This window comes from Nocardioides flavescens (genome assembly GCF_009823805.1).
Taxonomy (GTDB): domain Bacteria; phylum Actinomycetota; class Actinomycetes; order Propionibacteriales; family Nocardioidaceae; genus Nocardioides; species Nocardioides flavescens.
The window spans coordinates 53080-68408 of sequence record NZ_WUEK01000015.1 but is presented as its reverse complement, the minus strand read 5'-3'; the positions used below and the strand labels follow the sequence as shown (position 1 = coordinate 68408).

At 73.4% G+C, this 15329-nt stretch carries 12 protein-coding genes; 1 reads left to right on the top strand and 11 read right to left on the bottom strand.

What is annotated here, in order from left to right:
• Nucleotides 1-34: 34 nt before the first annotated feature.
• From GRQ65_RS19970 to GRQ65_RS19945, 6 genes are all read right to left on the bottom strand, one after another.
• Nucleotides 35-2416, bottom strand: coding sequence for an FdhF/YdeP family oxidoreductase (locus tag GRQ65_RS19970; protein WP_160879765.1), 2382 nt, complete (start codon nucleotides 2414-2416; stop codon nucleotides 35-37).
• A 75-nt stretch (nucleotides 2417-2491) separates the two neighbouring features.
• Nucleotides 2492-3970: an aldehyde dehydrogenase family protein gene (locus GRQ65_RS19965; protein WP_160879764.1), complete on the bottom strand. Its 1479-nt coding sequence runs from the start codon at nucleotides 3968-3970 to the stop codon at nucleotides 2492-2494.
• 82 nt (nucleotides 3971-4052) lie between these two features.
• Nucleotides 4053-5027 (bottom strand): AraC-like ligand-binding domain-containing protein, encoded by a 975-nt coding sequence (locus GRQ65_RS24215; RefSeq protein WP_160879763.1) that lies wholly within the window; start codon nucleotides 5025-5027, stop codon nucleotides 4053-4055.
• Nucleotides 5028-5110: 83 nt separating this feature from the next.
• A complete protein-coding gene (locus GRQ65_RS19955) occupies nucleotides 5111-7423 on the bottom strand; it encodes a thiamine pyrophosphate-binding protein (protein ID WP_160879762.1) in 2313 nt (770 codons plus the stop codon).
• Nucleotides 7420-8697 carry a CaiB/BaiF CoA transferase family protein gene (locus tag GRQ65_RS19950; RefSeq protein WP_160879761.1) on the bottom strand — a complete coding sequence of 426 codons (1278 nt, stop codon included), beginning with the start codon at nucleotides 8695-8697 and terminating at the stop codon, nucleotides 7420-7422. Before GRQ65_RS19950 ends, GRQ65_RS19955 begins: the two co-directional genes overlap by 4 nt.
• On the bottom strand, nucleotides 8694-9632 hold the full coding sequence (locus GRQ65_RS19945; protein WP_202388421.1) for a hydroxymethylglutaryl-CoA lyase: 939 nt from the start codon (nucleotides 9630-9632) through the stop codon (nucleotides 8694-8696). Before GRQ65_RS19945 ends, GRQ65_RS19950 begins: the two co-directional genes overlap by 4 nt.
• Nucleotides 9633-9755: 123 nt before the next feature.
• On the opposite strand from GRQ65_RS19945, the gene GRQ65_RS19940 reads away from it, so the two are divergent.
• On the top strand, nucleotides 9756-10664 hold the full coding sequence (locus GRQ65_RS19940) for an SCO6745 family protein (protein WP_160879759.1): 909 nt from the start codon (nucleotides 9756-9758) through the stop codon (nucleotides 10662-10664).
• A gap of 13 nt (nucleotides 10665-10677) precedes the next feature.
• On the opposite strand, the gene GRQ65_RS19935 is transcribed toward GRQ65_RS19940, so the two are convergent.
• The 5 genes from GRQ65_RS19935 to GRQ65_RS19915 all read right to left on the bottom strand — a co-directional run bounded on the left by GRQ65_RS19935 (nucleotide 10678) and on the right by GRQ65_RS19915 (nucleotide 15328).
• On the bottom strand, nucleotides 10678-11697 hold the full coding sequence (locus GRQ65_RS19935) for an alcohol dehydrogenase catalytic domain-containing protein (RefSeq protein ID WP_160879758.1): 1020 nt from the start codon (nucleotides 11695-11697) through the stop codon (nucleotides 10678-10680).
• A 2-nt stretch (nucleotides 11698-11699) separates the two neighbouring features.
• Entirely contained in the window at nucleotides 11700-12206 is a 507-nt protein-coding gene (locus GRQ65_RS19930) for a DinB family protein (RefSeq protein ID WP_160879757.1), read from the bottom strand.
• Between the two features lie 104 nt (nucleotides 12207-12310).
• Nucleotides 12311-14329 carry a sensor histidine kinase gene (locus tag GRQ65_RS19925; protein ID WP_160879756.1) on the bottom strand — a complete coding sequence of 673 codons (2019 nt, stop codon included), beginning with the start codon at nucleotides 14327-14329 and terminating at the stop codon, nucleotides 12311-12313.
• 87 nt (nucleotides 14330-14416) lie between these two features.
• Nucleotides 14417-14818: an anti-sigma factor antagonist gene (locus tag GRQ65_RS23090; protein WP_160879755.1), complete on the bottom strand. Its 402-nt coding sequence runs from the start codon at nucleotides 14816-14818 to the stop codon at nucleotides 14417-14419.
• 33 nt (nucleotides 14819-14851) lie between these two features.
• Entirely contained in the window at nucleotides 14852-15328 is a 477-nt protein-coding gene (locus GRQ65_RS19915; RefSeq protein WP_160879754.1) for a DUF2231 domain-containing protein, read from the bottom strand.
• Nucleotide 15329 lies beyond the last annotated feature (1 nt).

The window sequence follows — 15329 nt, the reverse complement described above, 5'->3', positions numbered from 1 at the left end:
CGGCCCGGGGACAGGGTGACCCGGCCCGGCCCTCTCAGCTGAGGTGGTACGGCGCGACGTAGCGCTGCGGATCGTGGCCCTGGTCGGGCGACGCGTCGACCACGCGCCCCTCGGGACGCGACGGTCCGGGGGCGTCGGGCACGGACGCGACGAGCCGCACCACGATCGACTTGTACGCCGGCTGGTTGCTCCCCTCGGCCTTCGAGTCCAGGGCGACCAGGGCGTTGGTCTCCGGGTAGTACGCCGCCGCGCAGCCGCGCGGGGTGTCGTAGGCGACGGTGCGGAACCGCTCGACGGAGCGTCTCGAACCGTCCTCCCACTCGCTGACGATGTCGACGTGCTGCCCGTCGCGCAGGCCGAGGTGCTCGAGGTCGAGCGGGTTGACCATCACGACCTGCCGGCCGTCCTTGATGCCGCGGTAGCGGTCGTCGAGGCCGTAGATCACGGTGTTGAACTGGTCGTGCGAGCGCAGCGTCTGCAGGAGCAGGCGGCCCTCGGGCACGTGCAGCACGTCGGTCGGGCTGACGGTGAACACCGCTCGCTGGACGTCGGTGTCGAAGGTGCGGGTGTCGCGCGGCGGGTGCGGCAGCACGAAGCCGCCGGGCTGGTCGACCTTCTCCTCGTAGCCGGCGCAGCCAGGCACCATGCGGCCGATGCGTCGGCGCAGCAGGCCGTAGTCGTCGCGGAACGCCGCCCACTCGATGCCGTGGCGGTCACCGAGGGTGGCCATGGCCGTGGAGCAGACGATGTCGACCTCGGAGCGCAGGTGGGGCGAGGCGGGCTCGAGCGGGCCCTGGGAGGTGTGCACGGAGCACACCGAGTCCTCGACGGTGACCCGCTGCCGGCGCCCGCCGGTCATGTCCTTCTCGCTGCGGCCCAGGGGCGGCAGGATCAGGGCGACCTTGCCGTGGACGACGTGCGAGCGGTTGGGCTTGGTCGAGACCTGCACGGTGAGGTCGGCGTTGCGCAGGGCGTCCTCGGTGACGCGCGTGTCCGACATCGCCGTGACGAAGTTGCCGCCGAGGCCGAAGAAGACCTTGGCCTTCCCGTCGCGGAACGCCTTGACCGCACCCACGGAGTCGTAGCCGTGCTCGCGCGGTGGCTCGAAGCCGAACTCGTCGCGCAGCGCGTCGAGGAAGTGGGCGGGCGGACGCTCCCAGATGCCCATGGTGCGGTCGCCCTGCACGTTGGAGTGGCCGCGGACCGGGAAGACGCCCGCACCGGGCTTGCCGATGTTGCCCTGCAGGAAGGCGAGGTTGCAGATCTCCTTGACGTTGGCGACGCCGTTGCGGTGCTGCACGATGCCCATCGCCCAGCAGTAGACGGTCTTGCGCGACCCCGCGATCATCCGGGCGGCCTCCTCGATCTCGGCGCGCGTCAGACCGGTGGAGCGCAGGACGAGGTCCCAGTCGAGGGCGCGCAGGTGCGCGACGTACTCCTCGAAGCCGTGGGTGTGCTGCTGGATGAAGTCGTGGTCGAGCTGGTCCCACTCGAGCAGCAGCGACGCGATGGCCTGGAACAGCGCGAGGTCGCCGTTGATCCGCACCGGCAGGTGCAGGTCGGCCATCGCGGTGCCGGGCCCGACCATGCCGCGCGGGGTCTGGGGGTTCTTGAACCGGACCAGCCCCGCCTCCTTGAGCGGGTTGATCGCGATGATCTTCGCGCCGTTCTTCTTGGCGATCTCGAGCGCGGAGAGCATGCGAGGGTGGTTGGTGCCGGGGTTCTGCCCGGCGATCACGATGACCTCCGCGCCGTGGACGTCGTCGAGGGTGACCGACGCCTTGCCGATCCCGATCACCTCGGCGAGCCCGACCGACGTCGACTCGTGGCACATGTTCGAGCAGTCGGGCAGGTTGTTGGTGCCGTAGGCCCGCACGAAGAGCTGGAAGGCGAACGCCGCCTCGTTGGTGACCTTGCCCGAGGTGTAGAACACCGCCTCGTCCGGGGAGTCGAGCCCGTTGAGGTGCTCGGCGACGAGGTTGAACGCCGCGTCCCACGAGATCGGCTCGTAGTGGGTCGCCCCCTCGCGCAGCACCATCGGCTCGGTGATCCGGCCCTGCTGGCCCAGCCAGTAGTCGCTGCGCTGCTCGAGCTCGGCGATCGGGTGGGCCGCGAAGAACTCGCGACCGACCCGGCGCAGGTTGACCTCGTCGGTGACCGCCTTGACACCGTTCTCGCAGAACTCCGCGGTGTGGCGGTGCTCGGGCGCCGGGTCGGGCCACGCGCACCCCTGGCAGTCGAACCCGTCGACCTGGTTGAGCTTCAGCAGGGTGGCCGCCGTGCGGCGCACCCCCATGCCCTGAAGGGCGCGGTTCATGCTGACGGCGACCGCGGTGGGCCCGGCCGCGTGGTCCTCCGGGCCGCTGACCGACAGCTCGGACTCGTCGATGTCTCGTTCGGGCGCGTGACGGCTCATGGTCCCGGGTGACCGCAGCCCACCGTTCCCAATCCCGCCCCGGAGGGTGGCCGCGACCGTGGTCCGGGACCCGCCTCAGCCCAGCTGGAAGGGATCGCGGGTGCCACCGGTGAGCTCCACGAGGACCGACTTGGTCTCGAGGTACTCCTCGACGGCGTCGCTGCCGTTCTCCCGGCCGATGCCGGACAGACCGAACCCGCCGAACGGCATGTTCGGGGCGACGACGCGGTAGGCGTTGATCCACACCGTCCCGGCCCGCAGCCGCGACGCGACGCGGTGGGCGCGGTGCACGTCCTTGGTCCACACCGCCCCGGCCAGGCCGTACGGCGTGTCGTTGGCCAGTCGGACCGCCTCGTCCTCGTCGCGGAAGGTGTAGGCCGCGAGCACCGGTCCGAAGACCTCCTCCCGCACGATCGTGGCGCCCGGGTCGGCCACGACGACGGTGGGCTTGACGAAGAGTCCGCCCAGCTCGGCGTTGGGCTCGCCGCCGCACGCGATGGTCTGGCCCTCGGCCCTGGCGCCCTCGAGGTAGCCGAGCACCTTCTCGTACTGCGGGCGGTTGGCGACCGGACCCATCTCGGTCTCCGGCTCGGTCGGGTCGCCCTGTTTGATGGCGTCGGCCCGCTCGACCACCTTCTCGACGAGCGCGTCCTTGACCGACTCGTGGACGATCAGGCGCGAGCCGGCCATGCAGGTCTGGCCGGTGGCGGCGAACACACCCGCGACCAGGCCGTTGGCGGCGGCGTCGAGGTCCGCGTCGGCGAAGACGACCTGGGGCGACTTGCCGCCGAGCTCGAGGGTCACCTTGTTGACGTTCTGCAGGGCGGACTGGGCGACCTTGATGCCGGTCGCGGTCGAGCCCGTGAACGCCACCTTGTCGACCCCGGGGTGCGAGGCGAGAGCCTCACCGGTCGAGCGGTCCCAGCCGGTGACGACGTTGAGGACGCCCGCAGGCAGCCCCGCCTCGTGCAGCACCTGGGCGAACGCGATCGTCGAGGCCGGCGCGTGCTCGGAGGGCTTGACCACGCACGTGCACCCGGCGGCCAGGAGCGGCGCCAGCTTGAAGGTGAGCAGCAGCAGCGGGCTGTTCCACGGGGTGATCGCCCCCACGACCCCCACCGGCTGCTTGAGGGTGTAGCCGAAGTAGGAATTCGGGTTGAGCGCCGGGACCGTCTTCCCCTCCAGCTTGTCGGCGAGGCCGGAGAAGTAGAGGTACCAGTTGCCGAGCCCGTTCAGCTGCCCGCGCATCTCGCGCATCAGCTTGCCGGAGTCGCGCACCTCGAGCAGCGCGAGGCGCTCGGCGTTCTCGGAGATGGCCGCCGCGACCTGCCGCAGGACGGCCGCGCGCTCGAAGCCCGAGCGGGCACCCCACTCCCCCTCGAACGCCGCACGCGACGAGGCGACCGCACGGTCGACGTCCTCGGGCCCGCCGTCGGCGACGACGGCCCAGGGCCGGCCGGTGTAGGGGTTCTGCGACTCGAAAGTCCTGCCCGAGGCGGCGTCGACCACCTGTCCGTCGATGAAGAGGCCGAAGGTCTCCAGCTCGTTGCTCACCCCGACGACGCTAGGCACCCGGCCGGGGCGCCGCTATCCCCTCCGTGCCCGCCGCAGGCCGCTCAGTGCAGAGCACCGGCGGTCAGCTCTGCAGCGTGACGCTGGGCAGCTCGCCGAACTCGTCGCGGTACTGCTGGGCGAAGCGCGACTGGTGGTAGAAGCCCCACGCGGTCGCGACGTCGGTCACCCGGGTCCGGCCGGGGTCGCTGCGCAGGAGCTCGGCCCGCACCTTGCCGAGGCGGACCTTGCGGACGTAGGCCATGGGCGAGGAACCCAGTCGCTCCTGGAACGCCGCGTGCAGGGTGCGGACACTGACGCACCCGACGCGGGCGAGGACCTCGGGCGTGAGCTCGGCGTCGGCGTGGGCCTCGATGTGGGCGACGACGGGCGCGAGCCGGCCGAGGCGGTCGCGCTCCCCCTCACCCGCCAGCGCGTCGGAGTACTGGTGGCGGCCGGCCATGAGCAGCTGGGTGAGCACGAAGGACTCCAGCTGGGCCCGGGCCAGCGGGGAGCCGGCGAGGCCGTCGACGCGGTCGAGCTCGGTCGCGAGGAAGGACACGGCGCGCAGGAGCGACGCACCGGCGGGACCGGCGAGGTCGAGCTGCAGGTCGAAGTCGACGATGTCGGCGACCGGGCGGCCGAGGAGGTCGGCGAGGTGCGACTCGAGGCTGGCCCGGGTGACCTTGAGGATGAGCTGCTCGGCGTCCGGGGCCCAGTGCACGGTGGTCTGCTCGTCGGGCAGCAGGACGGTGCCGGCGCGCTGCGCCGAGGTGTGTGCGCTGGCGCCGTCGCTGCGGCTCGCCGCGGTGGTGCCGGCGGTGGTGAGGTTGACGTGGTAGCAGGTGTCCGTCGGCGGCATGTGCAGCGCCGTCTCGGCGCCGTAGGTCAGGTAGCCCAGGGTCAGCTGCCGGTCGGTGACGGCATTGAGGCGCATGTCCATCCGGTCGTGACGGCCCTCGAGGTGGTGCGGGAGGTAGACTCGGGCCACCGCCTCACGAGCCTCCTCGAGGCTCGTCGTGCTGGCGACGGGAGAACTGCTGAGGTACTCCTGGACCACGTCTCCTCCTCCGTGGCCGCCCGGGACGCAGGTGTGGCGCCGGTCACGGCCTCGGTCCCGAGTCTAGGCAGACGATCGGCGGGTCACCGGCCGAGCAGGTCGAGGGCGGCGCCGACGATGGCGGCGCGGTCGATGCCGTGGCGACGGTAGGCGTCCGGCAGGCTCGAGGACTCCCCGAACTCGCTGACCCCGAGGCAGCGGATCCGGTCGCCGCGTGCGGCCGCGAGGAAGGCCAGCGTGTGCGGGTGGCCGTCGAGCACGGTGACCAGGGGCGCGGGGTGCGCCGCCGGCAGCAGCACGTCGAGGACGTCCGAGGCGTCGGCGCCGTCACGGCGTCCGCGGGCCTGGAGCGAGCGGAAGACCAGGTCGGGACTGGTCAGGCACAGCACCCCGGCGCGGACCCCCGCAGCCTCCAGCGCGTCCGCCGCGTCGAGGACCTCCGGCATGATCGCCCCGACGCCCACGAGCGTCACCTCGTCGCGCTCGGCCCCGTGGGCGGACAGCCGGTAGCCGCCCGCGACGGCCAGCCGGCGGCGGCGCTCGCGCAGGTCCGCCGTCTCTGGCACCTGCGCCCGCGCCGGGTCCACTGGGCGCGTCGAGAGCCGGAAGTACGCCGAGGTCCCGCCGGGCACCCCCACCTGGGCCATCGCGTGCAGGAAGCACCATTCGAGGTCCTGGGCGAACGCCGGCTCCCAGGCTGTGCAGCCCGGCTGCTCCAGCCCGATCGACGGTGTCGACACGGACTGGTGGGCGCCACCCTCCGAGGAGAGCGTGACCCCGGACGGCGTGCCGACGAGGATCGACTGCCCGCCGGCGTACAGGCCGAAGGACCAGGGCTCAAGTGCCCGACCGACGAACGGGTCGTAGAGCGTCGCGATCGGGATCAGCCGCTCGCCCCAGCGCGACCACGTCGCGCCCAGCTCACCGAGGAGACCGACCAGGTTGACCTCGGCGATGCCGAGCTCGAGGTGCTGGCCCGACTGCGACTCCGACCAGCGCAGCAGCCGCTCGGCGTCGTCGACGAACCAGTCCCGGCGCTCGGCCACCGACCAGACGCCGGTCTTGTTGATCCAACCGCCGAGGTTGGTCGAGGAGGCCACGTCGGGGCTGCACGTCACGACGCGCGACGCGGCCGCCGGGGCGTCGCGGACCAGGTCGGCGAGGAGCCGGCCGAGCGTGGCCTGCGTGGACGCCGCCTTGCGGTGCGGGTGACCCAGCTCGGTCGGGACGGCGAGCGGGGCGGGTGCCGGCACGTCCGGGCGGCTGAGCTCGCGAGCCCGCCGGGCGCAGAGCAGCCCCGCCGGGGAGTCGGGGTCGAACGGCGCGAACGGGTCGTCGAGCGAGGTGCCGGAGCTCTCGGCGAGGGTCTGCATCTGCGCGCCGGTCAGCAAGGCCGAGTGGTTCTGGGGGTGGCCCTCGGTGGGCAGCCCCCGACCCTTCACGGTGTAGGCGAACACGACCGTCGGGCGGTGGTCGTCGACCGTCTCGAACGTGTCCACCAGCAGCCCGAGGTCGTGACCGCCGAGGTCGCGCAGGGCCTCGGCGAGATGCCCCGGGCTCACCGACACGAGAAGGGCGCGCAGCCTCGGCGAGCCGGAGTCGCCGGCGATCCGCTCGGCCAGCTCGTCGGGTGCGACCCGCAGCGCGCGCTGGTACTCCTCGTTGGGCATCGACTCGAGCCGCTCGCGCAGCTCCTCGCCGCCGTCGCGCTCGAACAGCTCGGACACGACCGAGCCCCACTTCAAGGTGACGACCTGCCAGCCGCCGGCCTCGAACATCGCCTGGAGCCGCTGGATCTGGATGTCGGGGACCACCCGGTCGAGAGACTGGCGGTTGAGGTCGACCACCCACAGCAGCTCGCCGAGGCTGGCGACCTGCGGGTCGGCGACGGCCTCCCAGATGGCCCCCTCGTCGAGCTCCGCGTCGCCGAGGAGGCTGATGAAGCGGCCCGCCTCGGGTGTCGTCGGGAACTGCGAGCGGGCGTAGCGGTGGGCGATGGCCGCCCACAGGGTCGCGGTCGCACCGATGCCGACCGAGCCGGTGCTGAAATCGACCGGGTCGGGGTCCTTGCGGCGCGAGGGGTAGGCCTGGATGCCGCCCTGGGCGCGCAGGGTCGTGAGGTACGCCGGGTCGAGGGTGCCGAGCAGGTGGTTGACCGCGTGCAGCACCGGCGAGGCGTGCGGCTTGACCGAGACCCGGTCCAGGCTGGTCAGCTCGTGGAACCACAACGCGACCACGATGTCGACCATCGAGGCCGAGGAGGCCTGGTGGCCGCCGACCTTGACCCCGGTGTCGTTGGGACGACCGCGGTTGGCGGCGTCGACGATGGCCGTGGCCTCCCAGCGCACCCGGCGGGAGATCGCACGCAGGGTGTCGAGGTCGGGACGGTCGCTCACGCGGTCTCCTCCGGGGTGCTGGTCGGGGTGCTGGTCGAGGTGCCGGGGACGTCGGTGCGACACGCTGCACAGTCGCACTCGCGTCCCAGGATGCGGGTCAGCACCTCGTGGGTGTGGGCCCCGAGGTCCGGGCCGGCGCCGGTGAGCGGCAGCGAGCGCTCCCCCAGCACCGGCACCACACCCGGGAACAGGACCTCCTGCACCGTGCCGTCGACGTCGACCGGCAGCGGCTGGACCATCGCGCGGGCGACGTACTGCGGGTCGTCCACGATGTCGGAGGCGACGTAGATCGGCCCGGCGGGCACGCCGGCCTCGTCCAGGCGGGCCAGCACGTCGGCCCGCGGCAGGGTGCGGGTCCAGGCCTCGATCGCCCGGTCGAGCTCGTCGCGCCGGGCCCAGCGCTGCGCGTTGGTGGCCAGGCCCGGGTCCGAGGCGAGGTCCTCACGGTCGATGGCCCGCATGCAGCGGCCGAAGATGGAGTCGGCGTTGCCGGCCACGACCACCGAGTGCCCGTCGGCGCAGACGTAGGCGTTTGACGGTGCGATCCCCTCCATCCGTCCCCCGGTCCGCTCGCGCAGCACGTGGTGGGCGGAGTAGTCGGGCACCAGCGACTCCATCATCGAGAAGACGGCCTCGTGCAGGGCGACGTCGACGTGGCGCTGCCCGGGCCCGACCGGGCCCTCGCCCAGGCGGCGGCGCTGCTCGCGGTCGAACAGCGACATCAGCACCCCGAAGGCGGCGTACAGCCCGGCGATCGAGTCGCCGATCGACACCCCCACCCGGGCGGGCGGTCGGTCGGCCTCGCCGACCAGGTCCCTCATGCCGCCGAACGCCTCGGCCACGGCCGCGAAGCCTGGTCGCGCAGCCATCGGCCCGGTCTGACCGAACGCCGAGACCCGGGCGACGACCAGCTCGGGGTTGGCCTCCGTCAGCGTCGCGGCGTCGAGACCCCACCGGTCGAGCGTGCCCGGGCGGAAGTTCTCGATGAGCGCGTCGGAGCGCCGCAGGAGGTCGAGGACGACCTCGCGGCCCTCCTCGGTGCGCAGGTCGAGCTCGATCGAGAGCTTGCCCCGGTTGATGGTGCGGTAGAGCATCGAGGTGTCCCCCGCGTAGAGGCGCCAGTTGCGCAGCTCGTCGCCCGTGCCGGGACGCTCGACCTTGATCACCTCGGCGCCGAAGTCCGCCAGCAGGCGACCCGCCGTCGGTGCGGCGATGAAGTTGCCCAGCTCGACGACCCGCAGGCCGGCCAGGGGTCGGTCGGCGTCGAGCCTCATGCGCGCACCCGCGCGTCGCCGGCCCTGCCGAGCTGGGCGGTGACCGGACTGTCGAGCTGCTCGGAGAGCCAGGTGGAGACCTCGGCTGCAGCGCCGAGGTCGAGGTCGGCCGGACCGGTGGTCGGCACGCCGCTCTCGCGCAGGAGGTAGAAGAGGTCCTCGGTGGCGATGTTGCCGGTCGCCGCCGGGGCGAACGGGCACCCGCCGAAGCCGCCGATGGAGGCGTCCAGGGCGATCGGGACGTCGAGTGCGAGGTCGGCAGCCGCCGCGGCGTTGGCGTAGCCCGTGTTGCGCGTGTTGTGGAAGTGGAACCGCAGGCGGCGCAGCCGCTCGTCACCCTGCACCAGGGCTGTGAGCCCGCGGACCTGGGCGGGCACGCCGACGCCGATGGTGTCGGCCAGGGCGAGCTCGTCGATGCCGAGCGCGAGCGCCGCCTCGGCGACATCCGCGACCCGCTCGGGTGCGACCGGCCCGCTGAAGGGGCAGCCGAAGGCGACGGCCAGCGTCACCGACACCGACCTTCCCGCCCCGCGCGCCACCTCGACCGCGCCGGCGGCCTCGTCGAGCAGGGCCGCGACCGGTGCGCCCTGGTTGCGCTCGGCGAAGGCGTCGGTCACCGGGACCACGACGTTGATCTCGTCGCACGCCGTCTCGACCGCCCGCACCGCGCCGCGCCGGTTCAGGACGAGCCCGACGTACGTCACGTCGTCGCGCTGCGGCAGAGCCGCCATCACCTCCTCGGCGCCCACCATCTGCGGCACGCGGTCGGGTCGGACGAAGCTCACCGCCTCCAGGCGACGCACGCCGAGGTCGAGGAGACGGCCGATCAGCTCGACTCGGGTCCCGACGGGCAGCGGCCGGTTCTCGTTCTGCAGTCCGTCGCGCGGCCCGACCTCGACGAGCTCGACCGGGGCGACGCGGGCAGGGAGGTCCACCGTCCCAGTCTCGACCGGGCTCGGAGCCGCCTCTATCCCGCTGCTGCGACCGCTCATCCGATCCCTGCACACCTGCTCCGCCGCTCTGGTGGAGAGGACCCGCGGCCGTCCATGCTCGCGGCCATGGACTACACCGAGGCCCAGGCCGCCTTCTTCGGCCCCCGCGAGGGGGAGACCCGCGAGCTCGACTGGTCGAGCCCCGCCCGCGCCCTGCGCGACGCCATCGAGCCGCTCGCCACGATCTGCTTCTGGAGCGAGCCGGCCTACGACGCCTACGCCGCACGGGGACTCGACTTCCTCCAGGGCTACGTCTGGGGACGGGCCAGCGCCCTCGGCGAGCCGGAGCCGGCGGTCGCCGCCGCGGCCTTCGGCGTCTTCGAGCCGGGACTGATCGCAGACGTCTACGCCTCGGGTCGGGCGACGTGCGGCCTCGAGGACGTCCGGGCCGCGAAGCTCGAGGGCTCGAGCGCGGCGCTGAGCGCCGTCCTGGGCGAGGCCGCGGAGCTCGACGGGCTCGAGCAGACGGTCTCGGCGCTGCGCGCCGCGGCCGAGTCGGCACCGGCCCACGGCCGCGCCCTGTTCGCCGGTCTCGCCGCCCAGCCGTGGCCCGAGGACCCGTACGCCGCGCTGTGGCACGCCTGCACGCTGCTGCGCGAGCACCGCGGCGACGCCCACCTGGCCGCGACCGTGCTCGCCGGTCTCGACGGCGTCCAGGCCAACGCCCTCACCGAGCTCTGGATCGGCTGGGAGCCCACGACCTACACCGCCTCGCGCGGGTGGTCGCCCGAGGCGATGGCCGCCGGCACGGCCGCCCTCGAGGAGCGCGGCCTGGTGTCCGGCGACGCCCTCACCGCCGCCGGCACCACGCTGCGCGAGCGCATCGAGACCTCGACCGACGCGGCGGAGCAGTCGGTGGTCGACTCCCTGGGCGACGCCCTCGCCACGCTGGTCGCCCGGCTGGACGGCTGGGCGACCCGCGTGGTCGAGCGCGGCTGGTTCCCGCCGGACCCCTACAAGCGGGCGGCCGGCTGAGCTCCGGCGCGGGTCAGGGGTTGACGACGACCTTGATGGAGCCGTCGGTCTTCGAGGCCGCGGTCGCGAAGGCCTCCTCGACGTCGTCGAGGGAGAACCGGTGGGTCACCATCGGGTCGAGGTCGATGCGACCGGAGCGGACCAGCTCGAGCGCCCGCTCGTACTGACCCCGGCCGCCGTTGCCGCCCACGCCGAAGACGGTGAGCGTCTTGGCCATGATCGGGATGACCGGCAGCGGCGGCAGGTCGTTGGCCCACCCGATGTGGGCGACCTTGCCCTCCTTGCGCACCGCGTCGAGCACCATCGCCGACGACGCCGGGAAGCCGCTCGTCTCGATCACGATGTCGGCCCCGATCCCGTCGGTCAGGTCGAGGACGGCCTGCGTCGCGTCGGTCTCGAGGACGTTGATGCAGTCGCTCGCGCCGTAGGCCCGGGAGACCGCGAACGGCGCCTCGCGGGCGTCGGTCACGATCAGGCGCCCCGCACCGGAGAGCGAGCAGAGCCGGGTCAGGGCCAGGCCGATCGGGCCCTGGCCCAGCACGACGACGCTCTCGCCCAGGATGATGCGCAGCCGGTCCACGGTGTTGAGGCCCACCGCCAGCGGCTCGAGCAGCGAGGCCTGCCACGGCTCGACGCCGTCGGGGCGCGGGATCAGGTTGACCACCGGCACCGCGATCTTCTCGGTCAGGCACCCGTCGGACCACAGCCCGATCAGCTTCTTGCGCTTGCAGTCGAACGGCTTGTCGGTGTGGCACTCGGGGCAGTCGCCGCACGGCAGCGACGGCTTCACCGCCACCGGCTTGCCGATCCACGACTCGTCGACGCCCTCGCCGACGCTCTCGACCCGGCCGGAGAAGTCGTGGCCCGGGACCCGCGGGAACGGCGTGTCGATGCGACCGTCGTACTGGTGGACGTCGGTGCCGCAGAGCGAGGCGGCCTCGACGGTGAGCACGACCCAGCCGGGTCGCGCGGTCGGCTCGGGACGTTCCTGGAGCTCGACGGTCTCGAGCGCGGTGAGCACCGCTGCGCGCACGGTCAGACCCCCTCGGGCGCGAACTCGCGGTCGCGCATGATCTCGAAGGCCTGCTCGGTGTGGCTGGAGGCGTGGCCGATGATCAGCGGGCTCCACTCCTCGACCGTCATGGTGCCGAGGTCGGGGATCTCGATGGTGCGGGCGAGCACGTCGGCGCTGACGACCGGTCCGGCGGTGGCCAGGGTCCGGCGGGTGCTGGCGAGCTGCTGGCGCGCGAGCTCGATGGTCGGCGGCGGGTAGCCCGTCAGGTCGTGCCCGACCTCCTCGCGGAAGACGAAGCGCAGCTCGGGGTCGCACTCGATCCGCTTGAGGTCGCCGAGCCAGAGCAGGGCGCACATGTTGATGTGGGAGACGACCTGAGCCACGGTCCAGCCACCGTCGCGGTGCGCCCGGTGGAGGTCACCGTCACCGAGCTGGGCCAGCGCGGCGCCGAGGCGGCCCAGCGCGGCGTCGGCCTCGGCCAGCGCGTCGGCGATGGGGCCCGGGATGTCGGGGTGTGACTCGGTCACGGTCTCAGCACTCCTCTGCGTTCGGGTCAGGTGCCTCGATCCTCACGACGGGCGGCGGCACCCCACAAGGCCGCAGAGTGCGACGTCGCACCACCTGGCGGCAGTCAGGCCGCCGGTGCAGGGACCGGCGCGGGTATCGGCGCGGCCGTGGGCAGCGAGAACCGGAACGTCGTGCCGCTCGCTTCCACCCGGTCGTGGGCGCTGATGGTGCCGCCGTGGCGGGCGACGATGCGCCGGCAGATGGCGAGGCCGAGTCCGTGGCCGCGGTGGCTCGCCCCGTGAGCGCGGCGGAACTCCGAGAAGACCTCGTCGTGCAGCCCGTTCGGGATGCCCGTGCCGTTGTCGGTGACCTCGACCTCCGTCAGGCCGTCGCGGGCCGGGCCGAGCGCGGCCCGCACGATCACGTGGGGCTCGACCCCGGGCGCGGTGAACTTCAGGGCGTTGCCGATGAGGTTGTCGAGGAGCTGGTAGACGAGCGTCGGGTCGGCGCACACGGTCGGCAGCGGGCCGCTCACGACCTGGCCGACCCGGCCCCGCTCGTGGGCGATCTGCGTGACGACCTCGGAGAGGTCGACGTCCTGCGGGTCCAGCTGCTTGTCCTTCACCGTCGCGTAGGCGAGCAGCTCCCCGATCAGCGCCCGCATCCGGGCGCTCGAGGTCCGGATGCGCGCCAGGAACGCGGCTGTCGTGGGGTCGCCACCGTCGGCGCCGGACGGTGGCGAGAGGTGGTCGGCCAGCAGGTCGACCCACCCGTCGATCGCGGCCAAGGGGTTCTGCAGGTCGTGGGCGACCACGCCCGCGAAGGTCTCGAGGGCCTCGCGCTGGGTGTGCTCGGTCGTCACGTCGCGCAGGCTCAGGACCGCGCGCACCTCGCGGCCCGGGGTGCGCAGCTGCCGGGCTCCGAAGGAGAGCACGCGCGGCGGGTCCTCGCCCACCCAGGCCTCGGCGTCCTGCACGTCCTCGCCGCGCAGCGCCCGCGCGAGCGGACGGTCCTCGGGCGGCACCTGCTCACCGTCGACGACGAACGACGTGAACGGCGCCAGCCACGCCAGCTCCGCCGTCGGGTCGACGCCGAGCAGGCGGCCGGCGGCGGGGTTGGCGAAGGTGACCGTGCGCTGCTCGTCGATGACGAGGATGCCCTCGTGCACGGCCGCCATGGTGGCGTCGAGGAACGCCGCGCGCTCCGCGGCGTCGGCCGCGGCGTCGGCGAGCGCCACCTGCAGCCGCGCGGTCTCGGCGCGGCCCGTGGCCAGCGCGAGGCAGATGCCGAACACCGCCACGACGAACAGCTGCGAGAGCAGACTGCCCACCTCGCTGCTGGCCGCCGCGAAGGTCCCCGCGTCGAAGAGGGTCGCGGCCACGACCGCGGCACCGGTCGTCGCGGCGAACCACACGTTGACGACGACACCGCAGCGGGTGCCGACCCAGACCGCCACACCCAGGACCAGGAAGCCGACCGGGGCCTGCGTCGCCACCGTGTCGAGCCACAGCAGCGCCGCCGCGAGCACGAACGCGCCCGCGCCCTCGGCCGCCGCGCGGGTGTCGGGGCGGTGGGGACGGCGCCGGGTCAGGACCGGAGCGAGCAGGACGAGCGTCAGCGTGCTGACCACGAGGCCACCGCACAGGTTGCGACCGACCAGCATCGGTCCGAGGACGGGCGAGGTGGGCAGCCCCAGCAGCACGAGACCCACGACACCGACGACGGCAGCCAGGACGACCGGCACGAGCACCGCACCGAAGAAACGTGCGAGCGCCTGCGCGGAGTCGAGTCCGCGCACTCCGGTCAGCGGGTCGAGACCCGGCAGCCATCGGCGCAGCAGGGCGACGGCCGCGGGAGCCTGGAGCCCGTTGGTGACGGCGCCGATCACGGCGACGCCGAGCGGGCTCCCCGACAGCAGGAGGGTCGCGAACGCCGCCGTCGCCAGGACGACCGTGTCGAGGCTGCGGAACCCCACCCGGCGCACGAGGAACCACGTGATCGACAACCCCAGCGCCGGCCAGACGAGGGCGGCCTGGTCGACGACGAGCAGTCGACCGAGCACGGCGAGCACGACCCAGGAGGCGGCGAAGCCGACGAGCCACGCGTACGACGTCCCCGGAACTGCGGCGCGCGCCGTCGACATGGACCCCCCCTCGCCCGCCGGCGGCGGTCCGGACCAGCCTAGGGTCGTCCGCCCTGGGTCCGCTGGCGTTCCGTCAGACCGACCCGGTCACGAAGGAGCGGTTGCCTCGTCCAGCGTCGCGAAGACCGGGAGCGCCTGGTCCATCGCGGTGACCCGCAGCAGCCGGCGCACCGGGCCGTCGGTGGCGACCAGGGCGAGGGAGCCGTTGCGGGCACCGACGACCTTGCGCCCCGTGGCGAGGGCACCGATGCCGGCCGAGTCGATGAAGGGCACGGCGGTCAGGTCGACGACCACCGCACGGGCGGCCGCGACCTGATCGTCGTCGTAGAACGCCCGGCGCAGCTGCGAGTGGGTGGTGAGGTCGAGGGGGCCGTCGAGGCGCACGACGACCTCGCCGGGGTTGCCCGAGTCGGCCACGTCGATGGCCAGCGGGGCACGCCGACCGAGCCGCCAGCCCTGGGCTCCGTCCTCGAAGTTGCCGCCGATCACGGCCCCATCATCCACGGTGGCCGCAAGGGGCGCTCAGCGTGCCGCGACCTGATCGCCCCAGACGGCCTTCGCGCCGGAGTCGCCGACCCGGTAGACCTGCACCGAGGCGGCGATGGCGGCGACGAGCGCGAGCACCGCGACCGCCCGCGTCAGCACCGGCGTACGCCGCTCGCCGGTGGGCTCGACCGACCGCCGCTGACGCCTGTCGAGGACGACGAGCGCGAGGGAGAGGACCAGCAGCGGGACGGCGAACCAGATCAGCTGGTCGCCCAGCTCGGCGTGCCGGCCCGGGTCACCGACCCGCTTCTCGAGCGCCTCGCCGCTCGAGGTCGCGACCGGGATGAGGACGGTCGCGACGGCGGCACAGGCCACGACCAGCACGCCGTAGCGCTCGCGCCACGCGGGTCGCAGCGCGATGGCGAGGGTCCCGAGGCAGGCGAGGGGCAGCAGCACGACGACGGCGTGCACGACGAGCGGGTGGACGGGCAGTCCGTTGACGAGATCGAACACC